Raw genomic sequence first — 21,005 nt, forward strand, 5'->3', positions numbered from 1 at the left:
GCCGGGGGATCTGCCGATCCTCCGGCCATGCCGTACCCCGTGCCCAGCACCGAGGGCGCCCGGATGGCCGTGCTCGAGGACCTCGAGATCCTCGACACGCCGGCCGAGGCCCTCTACGACGACGTCGTCGCGCTCGCCGCGGCGATCTGCCGCACCCCGATCGCGGTCGTGAACCTCGTCGACGCGGACCGGCAGTGGGGCAAGGCGCTCGTGGGACTGCCGAGCTCGGAGGCCCCACGGGAGCAGTCGTTCTGCGCGCGCACGATCGTCGCGCCCGACGGCACCATGGTCGTCCCGGACACGCTGCAGGACGCGACCTGGGCGCAGAACGCGATGGTCCTCGGCGCCCCGCACCTGCGCTTCTACGCCGGTGCGGCCATCCACGCCGACGGCCAGCCGGTCGGCACGCTGTGCGTCGCCGACAGCACGCCGCGCGAGCTCGACCCGCAGGCGCTGTCGGCGCTGCAGGTGCTCGCCCGGCAGGTCTCCGCGAACCTCGAGCTGCGGCTGCGCTCACGCGAGCTGCGCGCCGCCAACAGCGAGCTGCGACGTCTCGCCGTCCAGGACCCGCTGACCGGACTGGCGAACCGCACCCTGCTGCTCGACCGGCTGGAGCTCGCCCTGCGCGTCCGCGCCCGAGCCCGCTCCGGTGGCGCGGTCGGCGTCCTCTTCGGGGACCTCGACGGACTCAAGCACGTCAACGACACCTACGGCCACCAGGCCGGCGACGCGCTGCTGCGCGCGGTCGGCCGGCGCCTGGCCCGCCGCGCCCGCGGGACCGACACGGTCGCGCGGATCGCGGGCGACGAGTTCGTGATCGTCTGCTCGCGGCTGCCCGGGGAGGCGGAGCTCACCGCGGTCGGCGAGCGCCTGAGCACCGGGGTCGCGGCGCCTGTCCCCGGCCTGCCCGACGAGATCGTCCCGCGGCTGAGCTTCGGCGCCGCGATCGCCCGTGACGGCGAGGACGCCGCCGGGATCCTCGCCCGCGCCGACGCCGCCATGTACGTGGCCAAGCAGGCCCGGCGCGCGGCGCGCGTGCTCGTCGCGGACTGACGGCCCGCGGGTTGTGGCCGCGCCCCAAGCCGGGCGCGACGGCGGCTCGTAGCGTCGCCGTCATGGTCGACCGCACGAACCGCTGCTACCGCCTGCGCCGCCGCCCGGACGGGCTCGTCACGCCGCAGGACCTCGAGCTCGTCGAGGAGGGGATCCCGCCGCTGCGGGACGGGCAGGCGCTCGTGCGCACGAGCTGGCTGTCGGTCGACCCGACGAACCGGATCTGGATGAGCGACCTGCGCGGATACCTGCCGCCGGTGGCGATCGACGCGGTGATGCGCGGCCTCGGGATCGGCGAGGTCGTCGAGTCGCGCCGCGACGACTTCCCGGTCGGGGCGCACGTGACCGGCATGCTCGGCTTCCAGGACCACTGCCTCGTCGACGACGCGCTGCTGGAGGCACCGCTGACCGTGCTGCCCGACCCGCTGCCCGCACCGCCGCAGGCGCTGCTGGGCGCGCTCGGGCACACCGGCATCACCGCCTGGCTCGGAATCGAGGACATCTGCCGGCCGGCCGCCGGGGAGACCGTCGTGGTGTCCGCGGCCGCCGGGGCCGTCGGGTCGATCGCCGGGCAGCTCGCCAAGGCGCGCGGCGCCCGCGTCGTCGGGCTCGCCGGGTCCCCGGAGAAGTGCCGGCACGTCGTCGAGGACCTCGGCTTCGACGCGTGCGTGAACTACAAGGACCTCGACTGGGCCGAGCAGCTCGCGCGTGCCACGCCGGACGGGGTCGACGCGGACTTCGAGAACGTCGGCGGCGAGATCATGGACGCGGTCCTGCTGCGGCTGAACATCGGGGCGCGGATCGCGCTGTGCGGGATGATCAGCGAGTACAACGACTACGGCCCCGGCGGGGGCTCGACGGTTCCGGGCCAACGGGCGATCGGCCAGCTGATCATGCAGCGGGCGACGATGACCGGCTTCCTCGTGCTCGACCACGCGGCCCGCTTCCCCGAGGCGATCGCCGCGCTGGCCGCGCTCGCCGCGGAGGGCCGCCTGCGCTGGACCGACACGGTGGTCGACGGGTTCGAGTCGACGATCGACGCGCTGAACCAGCTGTTCTCCGGGGCGAACACCGGCAAGCTCCTCGTGCGCGTCTGACGCGTACGCTCCCGGGGCGTGCCCGAGTCCTACACCGACGCCCCGTTCCTCACCGGCCGCTTCGACGACGCGCTCGCGTACGCGGCCGCGCACCACGCCACGCAGCTGCGCGAGGGCACGCCCGTGCCGTACGTGGCGCACCTGCTCGCGGTGGCGTCGCTCGTCCTGGAGATGCACGGCGACGAGGACGAGGCGATCGGCGCGCTGCTGCACGACGTCGTCGAGGACGGCGGTGGCCGGGAGGCGCTCGCCGAGATCGAGGAGCGGTTCGGGGGCCCGGTCGCCGCGATCGTGCTCGCCAACAGCGACCGGGTCGACGTCCCCGACGACGAGGACGGGGACCCGCGCGACCGCGGTGCCGCCTGGTACCGGCGCAAGGTCGCGTACGTGCGCGCGTTCCCGGAGAAGTCGCCGGCCGCCCTGCGGGTGTCGCTGGCCGACAAGCTCCACAACGCCCGCTCGATCCTGCTGGACTACCGCACGCACGGGGACGACCTGTGGGCGCGGTTCAAGCAGGGCCAGGGTCTCGCGACGCGCGTCTACTACCGGGAGATCGCGCTCGCCTTCGAGCGCGAGGAGCACCGCATCGGCGCGGCGGCCCGGCCCTACGTCGGGGAGCTGCGGCGGGTCGTCGACGCGATCACCGCGCTCGCCGAAGAGCATCAGGGGCCCGACACGCGGGTCGGGTTCGACGGCTGACGGCCCGCGGTCGCGCCGGCGCGCGTCCGACACTTGTCCACTGGATCGGTGCAGTTCGTCGCCGGGTGCGCTACGCTCCCTCGCGGTCAAGAGCGCCAGCGTCAAGCCCCGGCTCGCTGGCCGGCAACCCTCCAACCGCGGTGGGGTGCCCCGGGTGAGGACCAGGCCGCACAGTCGTCCCCGGACGGTCTGTGGCAAGCGCGGACCCCGACGTGGGTCCGGACCCATATCGAGGAGCTCGCATGACCCCTGTCGTTCCCGTCGTCCCGTCCCGTCCGCTGCTGCCGGTGGTCGGCGCCGACCTGCCGCTGCCCGTGCTGGGCGGCGGCACGCGCCGCCACGTGCACCTCGACCTCGCGGCGACCGCGCCCGCGCTGCGGGCGGTCGCCGACGCGGTCACGGCCGCGCTCCCCTGGTCGGGCAGCGTGCACCGCGGCGCCGGCCTGCCCTCGCAGGTGGCGACCGCCCGCTACGAGGAGGCGCGCCGGGAGATCGGGACGTTCGTCGGCGCACGCGAGGACGACGTCGTCGTGGTGGTGCGCAACACGACGGACGCCCTGAATCTGCTCGCCTCGGCGGTCGCCGCGCGCGGCGGCGAGGTCGTCGTCGTGGACGTCGAGCACCACGCGAACCTGCTGCCGTGGCGCACGGGCGCCCACCGCCTCGTCCCGGCGGCGACGACCGTGCAGGAGACGATCGCCCGGATCGCCGCGGAGCTCGCGCTGCGCCCCGCCGCGCTGCTCGCGGTCACCGGCGCGTCGAACGTGACCGGCGAGGTCCTGCCGCTGGAGCGGCTCACCGCGCTCGCCCACGCGCACGGCGCGCGGATCGCCGTCGACGCCGCCCAGCTCGCCCCGCACCGGCGGATCTCCCTGGCCGCCTCGGGCGTGGACTACGTGGCGTTCTCCGGGCACAAGCTGTACGCGCCGTTCGGCGCCGGCGCCCTGGTCGGACGGCGGGACTGGCTGGACGCGGCACCCCCGCACCTCGCGGGCGGCGGCGCGGTGGTGGAGGTCCGCAGCGACGGCACCGACTGGGCGGCCGCGCCGCAGCGCCACGAGGGCGGCACCCCGAACCTCGTCGGCGCCGTCGCGCTCGCCGCCGCCTGCCGGACGCTCGCCGCGCTCCCGGAGGGCGCGCTCGAGGCGCACGAGCGGGCGCTCCACGCGCGGCTGCTCACCGGGCTGGAGGCGCTGCCCGGCGTCGCCGTGCACCGGCTCTTCGACGACGCCGACGACGCGATCGGGGTCGTCGCGTTCACCGTCGACGGGCTCGCTCCGGGCCTCGTCAGCGCGGTGCTCGCGGCCGAGCACGCGATCAGCGTCCGCGACGGCCGCTTCTGCGCGCACATCGCTCTGGAGCGCGTGCTGCGCCGGCCCGAGGGCGCGGTGCGGGCGAGCCTCGGCGCGTGCTCGTCGCTCGCCGACGTCGAGGCGCTGCTGGCCGCGGTCGAGCGGCTCGTCACCGAGGGGCCGGCCGGCGAGTACGTCCGCTGCGACGACGGCACGTGGGCCCCCGCCCGCGACGACCGCACGCTTCCCGAGCCGCTGGTCGCGGGTGCCACCGCGGGCGGGTCCCCGTGCACGGCCGCCGCGGTCGACGCCGCACGCGTGCTGACGGTCTGAGCCGCGGCGGACGGGCGGGCCCGTCAGCGGGGGTCCAGCGGCGTGCCGGTCGCGACGAGCGCGCCCGCCACGAGCGCGATGAGGATCGGCTGGTGCACGAGGTAGATCGTCAGCGACCGGCGGCCCGGCGCGCCCGCCGCGTGCGCGCGCGGCGAGCCGTCCCCGAGCCCGCGCAGCAGCGCGCGGCGCTCGCCGCCCGGGTAGAGCAGCGCGCCGAGCGCGACGCCCAGCAGGCAGGGCCCGATCCACGGCAGCAGCGGCACCCAGTCCACCCCCGTCTCCCCCGGGTCGAGCCCGATGACCATCAGCGCGGACTGCGCGGTCGACGTGCCCTGGAGGGCCAAGCCGGCCGCGACCGCGGCGACGCCGAGGACCGCGTTCCAGTGCCGCAGGCCGACGAGCACGGGCAGAACGACGAGGTGGGCGACGGCGATCAGGTGCAGGATGCCGAAGCGCACGAGCTCGTCACCGAGCGCGATCCCGGTGGCGACGGAGACCGCGAGCGCCCCGGCGGCCACCTGCAGGCCGCGCGGCACACCGCTGCGCCAGCGCTCGCGCGCGTCGACGCCGCGGGCCCGCCGCCGCGCGTCGCGCACCCAGAAGCTGAGGCCCACGACGGTGAGGGAACGTCGAGGCGCACGCGATCTGCAGCGCGCGCCAGCCACCGTCGTAGGGGTTCGGGGCGACGTCGGGGGCAAGGAAGCGGATGTCGTAGACCAGGTGGTAGACGACCATCATCACGATCGCGGCGGTGCGCAGGAGGTCGATCTCCCACAGCCGCGCGCGGCGCGGCGGGGCGGCGGGCTCAGTCACGGGCGGCGACGTCGGTGAGGACCGCAACCTCGGTGATGCGGGTCCCGTCGACCGCCTGCACGGTGATGCGGGAGCCGTCGAACTCGACCACGTCGCCGGGGCGCGGCCGCCGCCCGAGCCGCTCGAACACCGCGCCGGCCACGGTGCGCGCGGACGTGTCCCCGAGGTCGAGGCCGAAGTGGCGCTCAAGGTCGAGGATCGCGGTGGCGCCGGGCATGACGAGCGCCCCGTCCTCGCGCTCCTCGACGCCGGGCAGCTCGGGGTCGTACTCGTCCTCGATGCTGCCGACGAGCTGCTCGAGCAGATCCTCGAGCGTGACGATCCCCGCGGTGGAGCCGTACTCGTCGACCACGACGGCGAGCTGCTTGCGGCCCGCGCGCAGCTCGGCGAGCAGCGGGCGCAGCGACTTGGACTCCGGCACGACGACCGCGGGGGTCGCGACGTCGCCGACGGCCGTGTCGGGGTCACGGCGCTCGGCGGCGAGCAGCTCGCGCACGTGGACGACGCCGACGAGCCGGTCGATCGACCCGTCGCCGACCGGGTAGCGCGTGTGCGGCTGGGCGACGTGCTGGTCGAGCGCCGCGCGGACGGTCTGCTCGGCGTCGAGCCAGCGCACGTCCCGCGCCGCGACCATGACGTCGCGGGCGTCACGGTCGGCGAAGTCCAGGACGTTGTGCAGGAGGCGCTCCTGGTCCTCGGCGATGACCCCGGAGCCCTCCGCCTCGTCGACGAGCTCGCGCAGCTCCTCCGGGGACTGCACGCCGTCCCCGGCGGTGACGTCGTGGACGCCGAACGGCCGCAGGACGAGCAGCGAGGACTGCCGCAGGACCCAGACGACCGGGCGGAACAGGCGGGCGAGCAGCTCGATCGGGACGGCGATCCGCATGACGAGCGCCTCGGCGCGGTCGAGCGTCAGCGACTTCGGCACGAGCTCGCCGAGCACGACCGACAGGTAGGTGACGCTGCCGAAGGCGATCAGGAACGCCAGCCAGCCGGGCACGCCGTCCCCGAGGACGTCGCGGACGATCGGCTCGCCGAGCGCGCCGGTGAGGATGCCGAGCATGGTGATGCCGACCTGCACGGTCGAGATCACGCGCACCGGGTCGTCCATCAGCCGCAGCGCGGCGGCGGCCCGGCGCGAGCCCTCGGCGGCCGCGAGGTTCAGCGGCCCGCGTCGCGCGGTCACGACGGCGTACTCCCCGACGACGAAGAACGCGTTCGCACCGACGAGCGCGAGCACGGCGAGCAGGCCCAGAGCGTCTTGCACTGCCCGCAATGGTAGTGGCCGCCGCCCGGCGCCCCGGGGGAGCGACGGCGCGCGCCCGCCCGCGAGCGGCGGACGGGCGCGGACGGGCGATCGACGGCGGGGGCGTCAGTGGGCGAAGACCGGGTCGCCCGTGGTGGCCGGCGCCGGCGCACGGGACCCGTCGAGCACGAGCGCGGAGACGACGGCACCGAGGAAGAAGATCCCCGCCGCCCACCAGAACGCGGTCGTGTAGCCGTGGATCGCCGCCTGGCCGACGAGCTCCGGCGTGGGCCGGACGCCCTCGAGGCGGCTCGACGTCGCGCTGGCCGCGAGCGTGCTCAGGAGCGCGGTGCCGATGGAGCCACCGATCTGCTGGCCGGTGTTGACCATCGCCGAGGCGACGCCCGCGTCGGAGGCGCGCACGCCGAGCGTCGCGCCGCTCATCGCCGGGGCGATGATGAAGCCGACCCCCAGGCCGATGACGACGAGACCGGGGAGCACGTCACGCAGGTAGGTCGAGTCGGCGGAGACGCCGGTGAAGAACACCATTGCGGCGCCGCCAAGGAGCATGCCGCCGACGACGAGCGGCCGCATCCCGAACCGCGGCACGAGCCGCATCGTCGCGGCGGTCGACGAGACCATGATCGACACCGTCATGGCGAGGAACGCGAGGCCCGTCTCGACCGGCGAGAAGCCGAGCGACTGCTGGAGGAAGTAGGTGAGGAACAGGAAGACGCCGAACATCCCGGCGCCGACGACCGCGACGGCGAGGTAGGCACCTCCGCGGTTGCGGTCGCGCACGACGCGCAGCGGCAGCAGCGGGTGCGCGACGCGGCGCTCGACGAGGACGAACGCGACGAGCAGCACGACGCCGAGGACGAGCGCGACGACGGTGACGGGATCACCCCAGCTGCGCGTCTCGGCGCTGGAGAAGCCGAAGACGATGGCGAAGAGCCCCGCCGTCGCGGTCAGCGCACCGGGGACGTCGATGCGGGTGCTGGTGTCGGCGTGCTCCCGGCCGGCGACGAGGAGGGCGACGCCGGCGGCCGCGGCGGGCAGCGCGAAGAGGAGGTTCACGTACAGGCACCAGCGCCAGCTGAGGTACTCGGTGAGGATGCCGCCGAGCAGCAGGCCGACCGCGGCACCGGCGCCGGCGATGGCGCCGAAGACGCCGAACGCCGTGGCACGCTCGGCCGGGTCGGTGAAGGTCGTGCTGAGCAGCGACAGGGCGGCGGGGGCGAGCAGCGCGCCGAAGACGCCCTGCAGGGCGCGGGCGGCGATGAGCACGCCGATGCTGCCGGCCATCCCGCCCAGCGCGGAGGCGGCGGCGAAGCCGACGAGTCCGGCGATGAAGACGTTCTTGCGGCCGTAGAGGTCGCCGAGGCGTCCGCCGACGAGCAGGAGGCTGCCGAAGGCGAGGGCGTAGGCGGTGATGATCCACTGGCGGGAGTCGTCGCTGAAGCCGAGGTCCGCCTGGGCGGTGGGCAGCGCGATGTTCACGATCGTCGCGTCGAGGACGACCATCAGCTGGGCGATGCCGATCACGGCGAGGATCAGCCAGCGGTGCTTGTGCGCGGTCGCGGTGGTGGGTGACATGGAGATCCTTGGAGGAGGAGAAGGGAGCGAAAGTGGAGACTTGTTCTCCGCTTGCAGGCGCACGGTAGCACGAAAGCGGAAGAATGTCCTCCATTTGGAGGCCACGCCTCCACTTCGGCCGCTATCGTGTGACGCATGTCCACTCGGGAGACCGCCCCGCGGCCGCTGCGCAAGGACGCCGAGCGCAACCGCCGGCGCGTGCTGGAGGCGGCGCGCGAGGTCTTCGCCGAGCACGGGCTCGCCGCCTCGCTCGACGACATCGCCCGGCACGCCGGCGTGGGCGTGGGAACCGTGTACCGGCGATTCCCCGACAAGGAGCAGCTGATCGACGCGCTGTTCGAGGAGCGCGTCGGGGAGATGGTCGAGCTCGCCCGCGCGAGCCAGGCCGTCGAGGACCCCTGGGCGGGCCTCGAGCAGTTCCTCACCGCCGCCCAGGAGCTCCAGGCCACCGACCGCGGGCTCAAGGAGGTGCTCCTCGGCGACGTCCACGAGCGCGCCCGCGTCACGGCCGCCCGCGACCGGATCGCCCCGCTCGTGCAGCAACTGCTCGACCGCGCGCAGGAGGCCGGTGCCGTCCGCCGCGACGTCAGCTTCACCGACCTCCCGCTCTCGCAGTTCGCCATCGGCGGCCTGGCCGACTACACCCGCGACATCGCCCCCGACGCCTGGCGGCGCATGCTCGTCCTCGTCCTCGACGGCCTGCGCGCCACCGGCACCGACGCCACCCCGATGCCCGCCGCCCCCGTCGACCAGGAGGACCTCGAGCGGGTCATGCAGGCCGCGGGCCACGCGGACCGCCGTCGCCGCGGCTGAGCGATCCCGTCGGGCCCCGTCGCCCGTATCCGTCCGGGACCATGCTGCTGGAGCTGCTGAACCTCGTCGACGTCGCCGTGCTGTGCGGCCTGATCTGGACGATCCAGGTCGTGCACTACCCGCTCTTCGCGCGCGTGCCCGAGCCCGCCTGGCCCGCCTACGAGGCCGAGCACCAGCAGCGGATCACCGTCCTCGTGCTGCCGCTCATGCTCGCGAACGTCGGCCTCGCCGCCGCGCTGCTCCTCGACGGCGGCGCGCCACAGGACCTCGCGATCGCCAACCTGGCGCTCGCCGGAGGGATCTTCGCCGCGACCGGCGCGGTCTACGCCCCCATGCACGGGCGGCTCGCCGCCCGCCACGATCCGGCGCTGCTCACGCGACTCGTGCGGCTGAACTGGCTGCGCACGCTCGCGTGGACCGCCCAGCTCGCCGTGGCGATCGCGCTGCTGGACGCCGCGGTCTGAGCGCCGGCGCACTCACAGCACGAGCTGCAGGATCGCCGCGAGCCCGACGACCACGACGAGCGCCCGCAGGGTCCCCGGCGCGAGCCGCCGACCGATCCGCGCCCCGATCACGCCACCGGTCGCCGCCCCGACCGCGATCAACGCCGCCGCCCCGAACGACACGTCCGCCACGAGCACGAAGACGAGCGCCGCCACCCCGTTGGCCGTCCCCGCCAGGAGGTTGCGCAGGCCCTGCAGGCGCGCCATGTCGTCCGGCAGCGCCGTCCCGAGCAGCGCGAACAGCAGGATCCCCTGCCCCGCCCCGAAGTAGCCGCCGTACACGCCGGTCGCCCCGATCCCCGCCCGCAGGCCGAGCGTGCCCTCCGCGTGGCCGCCCGCCGCCCGGCCCTCCCGCCGCCGCGCGACCCACGCCGCGACCCGCGGCTGGAAGACGACGAGCACGAGCGCCCCGGCGATGAGCACGGGCACGACGACCGCGAAGAGGTCCTCCGGCAGCTCCAGGAGCAGGATCGCGCCGATCACCGACCCCGCCGCCGAGCAGGACGCCAGCAGCAGCGCGGACCGCCGGTTCTCCGCCAGCTCGCGCCGGTAGCCCCACGCCGCCGTGAACGAGCCGGGGACCAGCCCGAGGCCGTTCGTCGTGTTCGCCACCACCGGCGGGTAGCCGACCGCCAGCAGCACGGGAAAGGTCACGAGCGTGCCCGAGCCGATCACCGCGTTGATCGTCCCGGCGGCCAGGCCGGCGGCCAGGATCGCGATCGCCTCGAGGATCGTCATCCCGTCGGACCCTACGGACCGGGCAACGCGGCGGTCACGAGCCCGCGGTCCGCGTCCCGTAGCGTGTGCGGTGATGCCCGACACCGCGCCGCCCACCACGCCGATCGACCTCGACGGGACGGTCAACGCCCGCGACGTCGGCGGCATCCCGCTCGCCGACGGCAGCGGCGTGATCGCGCCCGGCGTGCTGCTGCGCGCCGACAACCTGCAGGACCTCACCGAGCGCGACATCGCCACCCTCGTCGAGGAGCTCGGCCTGCGGCTCGTCGTCGACCTGCGCACCGGCTACGAGCTGCGGTCGGAGGGCCCCGGCCCGCTCGAGCGCGACGAGCGCGTGCGGATCGAGCACCGCTCGCTCTACCCGGAGACCGGGGGCGGCACCGACCTCGACCTGCAGACCGTGCTGCCGTGGGGCGACGGCGTCGGCGCCGACCTGCCGCAGGAGACCCCGACCGTCCGCGCGTACCTCGGCTACACGCGCCGCCGCCCCGACTCGATCGTCGAGGCGCTGCGCGCGATGGCGCACACCGAGGGCGCCACGCTGGTGCACTGCGCCGCCGGGAAGGACCGGACCGGCACCGTCGTCGCGATCGCGCTCGCCGCGGCCGGGGCGGACCGCGACGCGATCGTCGCCGACTACCTGGCGACCGCGCAGAACATCGAGGCGATCGTGCAGCGGCTCGCCGAGACGAACACCTACGGCGCCGAGATGCGCAAGCACGACCCGTCGAGCCACGCGCCCGTCCCCGGCACGATGGAGCGCGTCCTCGAGCTCCTGGAGGCCGAGCACGGCAGCGTCGAGGCGTGGCTGCTCTCCGAGGGCCTGCGCCCCGAGGAGCTCGAGCGGCTGCGCGCGCGGCTGCGCCGGCAGGACTGACCCGCCGCGTCAGGGGGCGGTCGCGCGCGCCGCGTCCGCGCGCCGGCGCATCGTGCCGGCCACGTCGCGCAGGGCCACCGCGACCTGCCGCTCGCGCTCGACGCTCATCCGTCCCGTCCCGCACGACGCCGTCAGCAGGCTGCGTCCCTCGGTCCGCGGGACCGCCTCCACCGCGGCCGTGACCCGTCGGATGCCGTGCAGCGCGTACTCGGGCCGGTGGGCGGCGATCGCCCCCCACGCCACCCAGGCCCCGCGCGCGGCGAGCGCGTCGAGCGAGCGGGCCGCCCGCCCGTCGACGGGCGTGAACGCGAGGTCCAGCGACAGCAGGTCGGGGGCCGCGGCGTCGACCACGTCCCACGGCACCTCGCAGCAGCAGTGCAGGCCCCACGCGTCGGCGAGGTCGCGCAGCGGCGCCCAGGCCGCCTCGATGCCGGGGTGGGCGCAGAGGCCGAGCGCGGGCTCGTCGAGGACCAGCACCACGCCCGGGCCGCGCTCCCGGACCGCGTCGACCGCCTCCGCCGCGGCGTCCGCGAGCCACGTGGCGAGCTCCGCGGTCCGCGGGGACGGGGTCCCCGCGGGGGCGGACGCGTCCGTGGCCCGGTCGATCGCGCAGCCGAGCGTCACCGGCCCGGTCAGCTGGAGCTTCACGACGCCGTGGGCGGGCGGGCGCCGTTCGAGCTCCCGTAGGAACGCCGGCCACGCCGCCGGCTCCCGCGCCGCGCGCTCGGGCGTCCAGGTCCGCCGCGCCGCGACGTCCCCGAGCCACTCGTGCACCATGTCGCCGTCGTGGCGCGGCAGCTGCGGGCAGAACGGGACCGCGTAGGCGAGCGTCAGGTACTCGACGGCCGCGGCCGGGTCGGCGTGCGGCAGGCTGCCGATCCCGGTCGTCGCCCAGGACGGCAGCTGGTCCAGCAGCGGGAGCCGCACCCGCCCGCGCTCACTCGGGCGCGCGCGAGAGCTTCGGGAACCGCGAGACGCCGGCCCCGGCGTCGAACGGCTGCTGCTGCAGGCACGCGGGCGGCTGGCCGAGCGGCGGCACGACCTGCGGGTTGCCCGTGTTCGTGCAGTCGAAGGACTCGTAGCCACCGTCGGGCCCGATCTTCCGCTGCGCGAGCGGCGCCGGGTACGGGTTGGAGCGGTTGCTCGGCGCGCGCTGCTCGAAGAACCCGAGCGTCTCGTTCCACACCGGCAGCAGCAGCCGCAGGTAGTTCGTCTGGCGGCCGCTGGCGGTCGGCGCCGTGCGGTTCGTCGCCGCCGCGACCTTCGCCCACGACTGCGTGAAGTCGGTGCGGTAGGCGGCCAGGAAGGCGGTGGCCGGCTCGAGGTCGCGCGAGAACGGCGCGAGGCGGTCGAACAGCGGGCCGGCGGCCTGCAGGATCGCGGTCGTCGCGGGCAGGCCGTTGCGGGCGGCGCTCAGCACGGGCGAGAGGTCGCGGGAGAGGTCGCGCAGGTCGTCGCCAAGCGCGGCGCCGCCGTCGAGGGTGGGCTTGAGGTCGCGGGCGACGGGGCGCAGGTCGCGGACCGCGGGCAGCAGGTCGCGGCTGAGCGCGCGGGTCGAGGTGGCGCTGCGGTCGAGCGCCTGCAGGAACGGCGGCAGCGCGCGCACGGTCGCGCGGAGGTCGTCGCGGCGCGCGGCGGTCGTGCGCAGCACCTGGTCGCCGGCGGTCACGAGCTCACGCGTGGCCACGTCGCGACGCCCGACGGTGCGGAACACGGTGCCCGCGTCGCGGACGAGCCCCTGCACCGCGCGGGACTGCGCGTCGAAGGTCGCCAGCACGTCCCCGCCGTCCTGGAGCAGCGGGCCGAGGTTGCCGACCGCGTCGTTGATGTCCGTGCCGCGGCCCTTCAGCGCCGCCGACCAGCCCTGCATCCAGCGCTGGAGGTTGCGCCGCGACGGGGCGTCGAACGCCTGCAGGACCTCGTCGAGCTCGACGGTCGACGCGACCTGCCCGCGGGCGAGGGTCCCGCCCTCGGGGATCTCGGGCGCACCGGGCGAGCCCGGGGTCATCTCGACGTAGATCTCGCCGAGCAGCGTCTTCTGGCGCAGGATCGCGCGGGCGTCGGCGCGCAGCGGCGCGTAACGGGGGTCGATCTGCAGCGTGGCGCGGGTGCGGTCGCCGTCGCGGCGCTGGTCGACGACCTTGCCGATCGGCACGCCGGAGACCCGCACGTCGGCCTGCTCGGCGAGCTGCGTGGCCTCCGGGAACAGCACGTCGGCCCGGTAGCCCTTGGGCTTCAGCGGCGTCGAGCCGCCGAAGCTCACCCAGAGGAACAGCAGCAGCCCGAAGCAGGTCAGGGCGAACACGACCATGATGGCCAGCCGGCTGCGGGTCATCTCCGACGGGTTCACTTCGGGCACACCCGCAGATCGGCGAGCGGCTGCAGCAGCGGGACGAGCAGGCCGGCCTGGTTGACGTTCGCGCAGGAGACGATGACCTGCCCGCGCCAGGCGACGCCGTTGCCGTCGTTGGTCGAGAGCATCGAGGTCGTGTTGTGGCCGAACCAGGCGAGCCAGAAGAGGTAGCCCTCCTCCTTGCCCGGCGGGTTGTAGGCGATCGTGTTCACGATCCGGCCCAGCACCGCCATGCTGCGGTCGAGGTCGGCGGTCACCGGGGTCAGGGCCTTGACCGCGGCGGCGGTCTGCCGGGCGGTCGGGCGCGCCTCGCGCGAGAGGCCGCGCAGCTCGCGGACGGCGGGGCCGCCGGTGCGCGCCAGGGACGCGAGGTCCTGCAGCGCGGGCCGCAGCCGGCGCGCGGTCGGCTCCAGGCGCGTCAGCGCGGGCTTCAGGTCACGGGCCAGCGGGCGGGCGGCGGCCAGCGCGCCGTCGACCTCCCCGAGCGTGCCGGGCAGCTCCGCCAGGCCGCGGCGCAGCGCGTCGTCCTCGCTGGCGATGGCGGCGAACGTCGTGTTGCCCTGCGACACCAGCGCCTGCAGGTCGTCGGACTGGCCGGCGACACGGCCCGACAGGGACGCCAGGCGGCTGACGAGGCGGCGCAGCTCGACGCGCCGGCCGCGCAGCGCGGCGGTCAGCTCCTTCGTGCGCGCGAGCGTCGGCTGGCTGGTCTTGAGGATCTCGCGGAGGTTCAGCGCGCGGTCGCCGGCGAGGCCGTCGCCGAGGCCCTGGACGAGCGCCTGCACGTACCCGCGCGTGTCGCCGTCGAGGCCCGCGAGGACCTCGTCGACGTTCACGGTCGGCGTCGCGCGGGACACGGGCAGCACGTCGTCGGAGCCGAGCTTCGGCGCCGACGGGGTCCCCGGGTCCATGTCGATCGTCATGTCCTGCAGGCCGGTGCGGGGCCGCACGAGCACCTTCGCGTCGGCGTGCACGGCGTCGAGCTTGTTGCGCTCGATGTCCATCCGGACGACGGCGCGGCCGTTCACGAGGTCGACGGCGCCGATCTCGCCGACGTTGACGCCCGCGACCGTGACCGTCTGTCCCTGGCCGGGGGTGATCGCCTGCGCGGTGGGCAGCTCGACCTTGACGCTGTAGAAGTCCTCCCAGGGCAGCCGCAGCCGCTGGTTGACGAGGATGTAGCTGCCGACGGCGACCGCGGCGATGAGCAGGCCGAAGATCGCGAGGATCGTCACCGAGTACTTGCGCAGCTGCTGGCGGAGGTTCATCGCGACCCCTTCGCGTCGGCGGCGCGCTCGCGGGTCAGGGCGCGGCGCAGCTTGCCGTCCTTCGTCAGCGACTGCAGGCGCTGCACGGCCTTCCCGACCGAGGTGCCCAGGGCGCTGCGCGTGGCCCCGGAGATGCGGCGCTGGTTGGCCGGCGCGGGCACCGAGTCGGCCCGCAGGTCCGGCAGGTCCTGCTTCAGGCAGTCGGCGCCGGGGGCGAACGGCGGCACCTGGTTGGGCGTGTACCGCGGGCGCGCCCCGAGCAGCGGCTCGGAGGTGAGCGACACGAGGTCGCCGACGCCGGGCAGCGCGGTCGAGACGAGGTTCTCGCCCCCGCCGGCGTGGTAGCGGACCGCGGCGCCGTTGGCGTCGAAGCTGCTGCCGGCCGAGGCGAGCCCCGGGCCGATCATCGCGATCTCCTGCCAGACCGGGCGGCCGGTGGAGAGTGCCCCGTCGTCGACGGACTTGTTCAGGGTCGGCACGACGTTGCGCGAGACGCAGCGGGCGATCGGGTCGATCCGGCCGAGCAGCGTGTCGAGCGCCGGCTGCAGGGTCCGCAGGCCGCTGACCGCGGGCCGCAGGTCACGCACGAGCGCCGGCAGCTCGCTGGGCGCCAGCAGGCCGGCGGTCGAGCGCACGAACGGGCGGGCCGTGTCGATCGCCCCGGGCGCGACCCGCAGCGCCGGGCGCAGCGCCGAGGCGAAGCGGCGCAGCGGCGGCAGCGCGCCGCGCAGGTCGGCGAGCGCCGGGCGGGCGGTCGAGAGCGTGCGGTCGAGGCCGCGCAGCGTCGCGGCGAGGTCGTCGCGCGACGCGGCCAGCGTCGTCACGGTCTGCGCGAAGCCGGTGACGAGGCCCGCGAGCTCGCCGTCCCGGGCGGCGAGCGCGTCGGACACCTTCGCCTGGGCCTGCACGAAGCGGGTCAGGTCGCCGGGCTTCTGGCCGCGCGCCGCCTCGCTGACGATCGCGGTGCCGGTGAAGGCCCCGGCCCAGTCGGCGAACCCGGCGTTCACGGCCTCGGCGCCGCCGCCGTCGAAGGCGGTGGCGAGGTTCTTCACCGTCGCCTGGACGTCGGCGCGCGAGTTGCTGCGCAGGGCGCCGAGCACCTCGTCGAGCTGCACCGCGACGGCGGTCTGCCCGATCGGGATCGTCCCGTTGTCCGGGACCTCCCCGGCGCCCGGGGTGCCGGGTCGCACGTCGACGAAGAAGTTGCCCTCCAGGAACAGCCGCGGGCGGATCTTCATCGTCGCGTCGCGGTGGATCGGCCGGCCCTTGTCCTCGAAGCGCAGGCGCGCGACCGCGGTGCCGCCGGGTCCGCGCTCGACGCGCACGACCTTGCCGACCTCGACGCCCGCGATCCGCACGGGCGAGCCGCCCTTGATCTCGGTGGCCGCCGAGGTGAACACGGCGTCGACCTCGTACTGGGGCTTGAACGGGACCCGGAACTTCGTGAAGCCCAGGTAGGTGAAGGCGGCGACGAAGACGAGCGCCAGCGCCCCGGCCTTGAACGGGCTCATGCCCGGCTTGACCCCGCGCCTCATCGGCCCGCCCCCTCGACGAACGTGGGCGGCGAGGTCTTCTCGGTCGCGCCCGGCTGCACGCCCGGTGCGGGCCCGATCTGCTGGCCCGGCACGAACGTCTCGTTGCCCGGCTCGCACTCGCCGCCGGCGCCGGTGTCGGCGACGGGCATCGCGTGGAGCGTGCGCGACGCCCGGGCGCTCTGGAACATCTCCTCGCCCTGCACGATCGGGATGAAGCGGAACCAGGTGCCCATCGTGTCGCCCTCGCTGACGACCTGCGGGACGTTGCGACCCCAGAGGCCGAGGTAGTTGCAGCGGGTCTGGAACGGCGCGATGACCTCGAGCGCGGTGCCGAGCGACCGCACGCTGGTGGTGAGGTGGCGCAGGGCGACCGGCAGCGACGCGCGACGCGAGAGCGCGTCCAGGCGCGACAGCGTCCGGCGCAGGTCGGTGCCCAGTCGCGGGGCGCGGCGCAGCACCGGGGTGGCGGCCTGCAGGCCGGCGGTCAGGCGGTCTGCGGAGCCGCGCAGGACGGCGACCGCGGGCCGCGCGTCACGCAGCAGGCCGGCGGCCTCGGCCAGCAGCGGGCGGGCCTCGCGGAAGCCGGCGGCCGCGTTGCGCTGGGCGCCCGGGGCGACGACGAGGGTCCGGTCGATCGCCGCGTCCTCGGCGCCGAGCGCCTCGAACGTGCGCGCGCCGGCCTCGAACAGGCTGCCGAGCTGCGGCGTGACGGGCGCGAGCGCGGCGGTCGTGGCCCGCGCGCCCTGGAGGAAGCCGCGCAGGTCGGTGGTGTCCGACCGCAGGTTGGCCGCGACGGAGCGCAGGTCGGTGGCGACCTGCGGGAGCGCGCCGATCGCGTCGCTGAGGTCGGGGCCGCGGCCCGCGAGCCCGCTGCCGAGCTCGCGCACGACGCCGCGCACGCCGGCGCGGGTCGGGGCGTCGAACGCGGAGATCGCGTCGTCGAACGCCACCACGCCGGTGGACTGGCGCAGCGGGATCTCGCCGCCGGCGGCCAGCTCGCGGCTGCTGCGCCCGGGGATCAGCTCGAGGTACTTCAGGCCGAGGTTCGAGCGCTGCCGCACGATCGCCCGCGTGTCCGCGGCGAGCGGCTGCGCGGCCGTCTCGAGCGCCACGTCGATCCGCGCGGCGGGCAGGGCGTCGCCCCGGCCGGGCTCCGCGGTGATCGCCTTCACGACCCCGACGCGTGAGCCGCCGATCCGCACGTCGTTGCCGGGCACGAGCTCGGCGGCGTCGGGGACGACGACCTCGAGGTCGTAGGTCGGGACGAACGGCAGGCCGTTGTTGGCGTTGTAGGAGAGGAACACCGCGACGACGACGATCAGCGTCGTGATCGCACCGATGAGCACCGGGTTCGCGGCGAGCGAGCTGTTGCGGCGGCGGTTCATCGGCCCCCTCCGAGCAGCGAGCCGAGCAGGGACTGCAGGTCCGGCGCGGGCGTCGGCGAGGCCTGCGGGTCGCGCTTGCCGGTGAGCCCGCCGAGGAGCCCGTCGAGCGTGTCCTGGATGGCCTTGGGCAGATCGCCGACGACCTGCGGCACGGACGGGAGCTTCGGCGTCGCGGGCGCCGTCGGCTTCCCGGTCTGGGGCGACGGCGTGGGCGTCAGCTGCGGCGTGGCGGACGGGGTCTTCGGCGCCGCGGCAGGGGTCGTGCCGGCGCGCTCGGGCGTCTCGCGCGCGGCGCGGCGCCCGGCGGTCCCAGCGCCGGCGGCGAAGTGCGCGTCGCACGCCTCGGTGGTGACGACCGCGTACAGGTTGCAGGACCCGTCGACGATCGCGTACGCCGGCAGGATGTGCGAGACGCTGTCGTAGCGGGCCAGCGCGGCGGTCGCCCAGTAGACGAACCGCAGCACGCCCTCGACGGCGCCCTGGTCGCGCGAGCTCTCGAGGAAGGCGGCGAGCTGCGTGCCCGCGGGCCCGGCCGTCTCGGCGAGGCGCCGCAGGCGGCGGATCTGCGGCGCGGCGGGCTTCACCGCGCGCCGGCCGGCGGCCGCGGCGGTGCCGAGCTCGCGCAGCGCCGGGCGGGCGGCGGTCGAGAACGGGCTGAGCGCGCCGACGAGCCGCGTGGCCGACGGGGCGGCCGCCGTGAGCTGCCGCACGACCGGCGCGCCGTCCTCCCCGAGGCGGCGCAGCTCGCGCAGCGCGGGCCGGGCCTGCGCCAGGAAGCCGGGGAGCTCCCGCAGCGTCGACCGCAGCTCGGCGTTGCGCCGAGCGGTCGGGCGGGTCGCGGCGGCGGCCCCGCTGATGAAGTCGGCGACGTCCTCACGGCGGCCGTCGAGCTCGCCGATGACGGTGTCGGCCTCGCTGATCAGCGTGCGGATCGTCTGGCGCTCGCCGTTGACGAGCGTCAGCAGGCGCTCGGTCTCCTTGAACGCCGGGTCGGCCTGGCGGATCGCCTCGTCGAGGTCGTCGCCGCGGCCGGCGAGGCCGCCGCCGAGCGCGCTGAGCAGCAGCGCGGCGCGGGTCGTCGTGGGCTGGCGGAAGGTCGCGAGGACGAGGTCGAGGTCGACGGGCGAGCGCGTGTTCTGGAGTGGCACGGTCGGCGTGTCGCTGCCCGCGGGCACGCGCAGCTCACCGGCGTCCGGGGTGCCCGGGGTGCACTGGACGAACTTCTCGCCGATCAGCGACTGGGGCTGCACGGTGCAGTCGGCGTCGGCCCGGAACGGCGCGAACTTCGGGTCGACCCGCATGCTGATGCGGGCGCGGCGGTCCTTCGTGAGCGACACGTCCTCGACGCTGCCGACCTTGGCGCCGGCGATCTTCACGTCCTGGCCGGGGATGAGGAAGCCGGCGTTGCGGAAGATCGCGTCGACGCGGTAGTCCCCGCCGTCGGTCTCGCTGCCGCCCGCCCCCGAGAGCACGACGCCCAGCAGGAGCGCGGCGACCGCCAGCAGCCCGATGCGCAGTCCGAGCTTCATGGCGCGTTCCCCGGGTCGCAGGGGAAGCCGGGCGTCGGCGTGTTGTTCGGCGAGCTCGTGACCTGCCGGTAGGCGCCGCCGGCGCAGCGCGACGTGCGCCCGTTCTTGAACGGCAGCGGCAGGCCCTTGGTGAGCCCGGAGAGGGCACCGGTGAGCGACAGCTGCGAGGCGACGGGCGTGATCCGCGCGTACGGGCCGTTGGCGTCGTAGGAGTTGACCTGCTGGCCGCCGAAGCCGGTGACGACGCCGTGGTAGACGTCCGGCAGGTACGGCAGGACGCCCTGGATGATCGGGTCGGCGTCGGCGAGGGCGGTGCGCGTCGCGGTGAACGACGCGAGCGCCGTGTCGCGCAGCGCGGGCATCCGCCGCAGGACCGCGCCGAGGTCGGGCAGCAGGCCGCGCAGCGAGGCGATCGCCGGGCCGGACCGGTCGAGCACGGGCTGCAGGTCGCGGACCAGTCCGGCGGCGCGCGGGGCGACGGGCCGCAGCTCGCGGGCGGCCGGTCGCAGCGCGGTGAAGGTGCGGTCGAGGTCGTTCAGCGCGCCGGTCGCGTCGGCCAGCGTGCCGGGCGCGCGGCGCAGGACGCCCTCGAGCGACTGCTGCTCGTCCGCGAGCGTACGGGCGGTGGTGGCGGCACCGGCGAGGCCGCGGTCGAGGTCCGCGTCGCGGGAGGCGACGGCGGCGACGACGGAGGCGGTGCGGACGAGGAAGCCGCGCAGCGCGGTGTTGTCGCGGCCCAGGTCGCGGCTGAGCAGGTCGAGCTGGGAGAGCGCCGGGTTCAGGGCGACGAGGCCGCGGTTGGCCTCGGCGGCGGCGCCCTCGTAGATCGCGGCCTGGTTGCGCAGGAGGTCCTGCGCGGCGTTGCGGGTCTGGGCGTCGAGGGTCGCGAGGAGGCTGTCGATCTCGACGACGGAGCTCGTGCGCGCGGTGGCGAGCGTGCCGCCGTCGGCGATCTCGGGCGCGTTGTTGGGGCCCGGCTGGAGCTGGATGAACCGGTTGCGACGCTCGAGAGCGAGGCGACGCGGATCTCCGCGCGGGTGCCCTCGTGCAGCGGCGTGAGGTCCTTGTCGGTGATGCGGACCTTCACCTCGGCGGCGTTGTCGTCGGCGAGCACGATGTCCTCGACGGTGCCGACCGGCAGGCCGCCGACCTTCACCTCGTTGCCCTTGACGAGCTGGGAGGCGTTGTCGAACCGGAGGGTGAGACGGTACTCGTCACCGCCGCGCGTGAGCACGAGAGCGGCGGCCGCGATCGCGACCACCAGCGCTGCCACAGCGACGATCCTCCCCTGCACCGTTCGTGGTTCTCCCTCTGATCGCGGATTCCGTCACACCGGAATTCCGCATGAACAACACCCTTTCGGAAACGTATCTCATCGTTCGCGGAAGACCGCCGGTTGCCTGCGCGTCCGCGCTCGTCGGCCCCGTTTCCGGCGCACGCGCGCCCACGCGGGCGTGTGACCTCGGCCGGTCTGCGGCGTACTCCAGAGGCCGTCCCGCTGCACCCGACCTCCCAGGAGACACCGTGCCCGACCTCAGCAAGACCGCCCAGCAGACGCTCGGCGGGGTCACCAAGGACCTGATCGAGAACCCGCTGGTCACCGGGGCGATCACGCAGATCCTCAGTGCACGCGAGAAGGCCGTCGCGGCCCAGGAGGTCGCGATGAGCGGCCTGAACATCCCCTCCGCCGCCGACATCGAGCGCCTGACCCGACGCCTGCGGTCGGTCTCCCAGCGTCTCGAGGGCATCGAGGACCAGCTCGACGGCGTCGCGCAGAGCCGGTCGACCAAGCGCATCGAGGACCGTCTCGAGGCGATCGAGGCGCAGCTCGCCGAGATCACCGCCGCGCTCGGCGCGGCCACCGCGAAGTCCTGA

Annotated in this window: 21 protein-coding genes, 1 pseudogene and 1 riboswitch; of the genes and pseudogenes, 9 read left to right on the forward strand and 13 right to left on the reverse strand. The window is 75.4% G+C overall.

The window, feature by feature from the left end; genetic code table 11:
• The first annotated feature begins 27 nt into the window (after positions 1-27).
• From GKE82_RS10045 to GKE82_RS10060, 4 genes are all read left to right on the forward strand, one after another.
• Positions 28-1,053, forward strand: a complete 1,026-nt coding sequence (locus GKE82_RS10045) for a diguanylate cyclase domain-containing protein (protein ID WP_154733179.1) — start codon at positions 28-30, stop codon at positions 1,051-1,053.
• Positions 1,054-1,115: 62 nt separating this feature from the next.
• Positions 1,116-2,150 (forward strand): NADP-dependent oxidoreductase, encoded by a 1,035-nt coding sequence (locus GKE82_RS10050; RefSeq protein ID WP_154733180.1) that lies wholly within the window; start codon positions 1,116-1,118, stop codon positions 2,148-2,150.
• Positions 2,151-2,168: 18 nt separating this feature from the next.
• Complete coding sequence (locus GKE82_RS10055; RefSeq protein WP_309233529.1) at positions 2,169-2,849, forward strand: HD domain-containing protein; 681 nt, start codon at positions 2,169-2,171, stop codon at positions 2,847-2,849.
• 84 nt (positions 2,850-2,933) lie between these two features.
• Positions 2,934-3,056, forward strand: a riboswitch (SAM riboswitch).
• Positions 3,057-3,091: 35 nt separating this feature from the next.
• Positions 3,092-4,474 (forward strand): aminotransferase class V-fold PLP-dependent enzyme, encoded by a 1,383-nt coding sequence (locus GKE82_RS10060; RefSeq protein WP_154733181.1) that lies wholly within the window; start codon positions 3,092-3,094, stop codon positions 4,472-4,474.
• Between the two features lie 23 nt (positions 4,475-4,497).
• Here GKE82_RS10060 and GKE82_RS10065 read toward each other — a convergent pair whose 3' ends face one another.
• The 4 genes and pseudogenes from GKE82_RS10065 to GKE82_RS10075 all read right to left on the reverse strand — a co-directional run bounded on the left by GKE82_RS10065 (position 4,498) and on the right by GKE82_RS10075 (position 8,129).
• Positions 4,498-5,088, reverse strand: coding sequence for a heparan-alpha-glucosaminide N-acetyltransferase domain-containing protein (locus GKE82_RS10065; protein ID WP_196189148.1), 591 nt, complete (start codon positions 5,086-5,088; stop codon positions 4,498-4,500).
• Between the two features lie 19 nt (positions 5,089-5,107).
• Positions 5,108-5,212: pseudogene (locus GKE82_RS31365) on the reverse strand (hypothetical protein); the annotation flags it as partial.
• Positions 5,213-5,279: 67 nt separating this feature from the next.
• Entirely contained in the window at positions 5,280-6,554 is a 1,275-nt protein-coding gene (locus tag GKE82_RS10070) for a hemolysin family protein (RefSeq protein ID WP_158276562.1), read from the reverse strand.
• Positions 6,555-6,659: 105 nt separating this feature from the next.
• Positions 6,660-8,129, reverse strand: coding sequence for an MFS transporter (locus GKE82_RS10075; RefSeq protein ID WP_154733183.1), 1,470 nt, complete (start codon positions 8,127-8,129; stop codon positions 6,660-6,662).
• A 135-nt stretch (positions 8,130-8,264) separates the two neighbouring features.
• On the opposite strand from GKE82_RS10075, the gene GKE82_RS10080 reads away from it, so the two are divergent.
• Together GKE82_RS10080 and GKE82_RS10085 are read left to right on the forward strand one after the other, a co-directional pair.
• Positions 8,265-8,942, forward strand: a complete 678-nt coding sequence (locus GKE82_RS10080; RefSeq protein ID WP_154733184.1) for a TetR/AcrR family transcriptional regulator — start codon at positions 8,265-8,267, stop codon at positions 8,940-8,942.
• Positions 8,943-8,983: 41 nt separating this feature from the next.
• Positions 8,984-9,406: a hypothetical protein gene (locus GKE82_RS10085; protein ID WP_107566804.1), complete on the forward strand. Its 423-nt coding sequence runs from the start codon at positions 8,984-8,986 to the stop codon at positions 9,404-9,406.
• Between the two features lie 12 nt (positions 9,407-9,418).
• Here GKE82_RS10085 and GKE82_RS10090 read toward each other — a convergent pair whose 3' ends face one another.
• The gene (locus GKE82_RS10090; RefSeq protein ID WP_154733185.1) at positions 9,419-10,183 is read right to left on the reverse strand and encodes a sulfite exporter TauE/SafE family protein; all 765 of its coding nucleotides are present in this window, start codon (positions 10,181-10,183) and stop codon (positions 9,419-9,421) included.
• A 73-nt stretch (positions 10,184-10,256) separates the two neighbouring features.
• On the opposite strand from GKE82_RS10090, the gene GKE82_RS10095 reads away from it, so the two are divergent.
• The gene (locus GKE82_RS10095) at positions 10,257-11,060 is read left to right on the forward strand and encodes a tyrosine-protein phosphatase (RefSeq protein ID WP_107566806.1); all 804 of its coding nucleotides are present in this window, start codon (positions 10,257-10,259) and stop codon (positions 11,058-11,060) included.
• A 9-nt stretch (positions 11,061-11,069) separates the two neighbouring features.
• On the opposite strand, the gene GKE82_RS10100 is transcribed toward GKE82_RS10095, so the two are convergent.
• From GKE82_RS10100 to GKE82_RS31370, 8 genes are all read right to left on the reverse strand, one after another.
• A complete protein-coding gene (locus tag GKE82_RS10100) occupies positions 11,070-11,987 on the reverse strand; it encodes a hypothetical protein (RefSeq protein WP_154733186.1) in 918 nt (305 codons plus the stop codon).
• 10 nt (positions 11,988-11,997) lie between these two features.
• The gene (locus GKE82_RS10105; protein WP_154733187.1) at positions 11,998-13,395 is read right to left on the reverse strand and encodes an MlaD family protein; all 1,398 of its coding nucleotides are present in this window, start codon (positions 13,393-13,395) and stop codon (positions 11,998-12,000) included.
• Positions 13,396-13,406: 11 nt separating this feature from the next.
• Positions 13,407-14,681 carry an MlaD family protein gene (locus GKE82_RS10110; protein WP_154733188.1) on the reverse strand — a complete coding sequence of 425 codons (1,275 nt, stop codon included), beginning with the start codon at positions 14,679-14,681 and terminating at the stop codon, positions 13,407-13,409.
• Positions 14,678-16,216, reverse strand: a complete 1,539-nt coding sequence (locus GKE82_RS10115) for an MlaD family protein (protein ID WP_154733189.1) — start codon at positions 16,214-16,216, stop codon at positions 14,678-14,680. The genes GKE82_RS10110 and GKE82_RS10115 overlap by 4 nt, the downstream gene beginning before the upstream one ends.
• Positions 16,213-17,601, reverse strand: a complete 1,389-nt coding sequence (locus GKE82_RS10120; protein ID WP_107566811.1) for an MlaD family protein — start codon at positions 17,599-17,601, stop codon at positions 16,213-16,215. The genes GKE82_RS10115 and GKE82_RS10120 overlap by 4 nt, the downstream gene beginning before the upstream one ends.
• On the reverse strand, positions 17,598-19,130 hold the full coding sequence (locus GKE82_RS10125; protein WP_154733190.1) for an MlaD family protein: 1,533 nt from the start codon (positions 19,128-19,130) through the stop codon (positions 17,598-17,600). Before GKE82_RS10125 ends, GKE82_RS10120 begins: the two co-directional genes overlap by 4 nt.
• Positions 19,127-19,567 carry a hypothetical protein gene (locus GKE82_RS10130; protein WP_154733191.1) on the reverse strand — a complete coding sequence of 147 codons (441 nt, stop codon included), beginning with the start codon at positions 19,565-19,567 and terminating at the stop codon, positions 19,127-19,129. The genes GKE82_RS10125 and GKE82_RS10130 overlap by 4 nt, the downstream gene beginning before the upstream one ends.
• A 341-nt stretch (positions 19,568-19,908) precedes the next feature.
• On the reverse strand, positions 19,909-20,286 hold the full coding sequence (locus GKE82_RS31370) for an MlaD family protein (protein ID WP_375337041.1): 378 nt from the start codon (positions 20,284-20,286) through the stop codon (positions 19,909-19,911).
• Between GKE82_RS31370 and GKE82_RS28280 the strand changes: the two genes are divergently transcribed.
• The gene (locus tag GKE82_RS28280; RefSeq protein WP_230316142.1) at positions 20,176-20,445 is read left to right on the forward strand and encodes a hypothetical protein; all 270 of its coding nucleotides are present in this window, start codon (positions 20,176-20,178) and stop codon (positions 20,443-20,445) included. The two genes, GKE82_RS31370 and GKE82_RS28280, sit on opposite strands and share 111 nt — an antisense overlap.
• A gap of 209 nt (positions 20,446-20,654) precedes the next feature.
• Positions 20,655-21,005 carry a hypothetical protein gene (locus GKE82_RS10140; protein WP_107566814.1) on the forward strand — a complete coding sequence of 117 codons (351 nt, stop codon included), beginning with the start codon at positions 20,655-20,657 and terminating at the stop codon, positions 21,003-21,005.

Origin of the sequence: Conexibacter sp. W3-3-2 (assembly GCF_009707605.1) — a bacterium.
GTDB classification, from domain to species: domain Bacteria; phylum Actinomycetota; class Thermoleophilia; order Solirubrobacterales; family Solirubrobacteraceae; genus Paraconexibacter; species Paraconexibacter algicola.